Annotated in this window: 1 protein-coding gene; it reads left to right on the top strand. The window is 37.0% G+C overall.

What is annotated here, in order from left to right; genetic code table 11:
* A partial coding sequence (locus tag AK59_RS1000000125535; protein ID WP_032618821.1) for a hypothetical protein occupies positions 1-220 on the top strand: 220 nt, incomplete at its 5' end.
* Positions 221-276 lie beyond the last annotated feature (56 nt).

Raw genomic sequence — 276 nt, 5'->3', positions numbered from 1 at the left:
GAGAGGGGGGGGGGGGGGGGGGGAGGGGGGGGGGGGGGGGCGTTTAAAAAAAAAAAAAAAAAAAAAAAAAAAAAAAAAAAAAAAAAAAAAAAAAAAAAAAAAAAAAAAAAAAAAAAAAAAAAAAAAAAAAAAAAAGAGAAAAAAAATAGCGGCTTTTTTTTTTTTTCTCCCCCTGGTTTTTTTTTCCCTTTTTTTTCTTTTTTCTTTTTTTTTTTTTTAAGAACGGCGCCCCCCCCGAATTCCCCCTTTTTCCCCCCCCCCCCCTCCCCCCCAGCC

Origin of the sequence: Enterobacter sp. T1-1 (genome assembly GCF_000710795.1) — a bacterium.
Lineage (GTDB): Bacteria > Pseudomonadota > Gammaproteobacteria > Enterobacterales > Enterobacteriaceae > Enterobacter > Enterobacter cloacae.
Note: the sequence above shows the minus strand (reverse complement) of the source record. Positions and strands in the feature narration are given on the sequence as shown.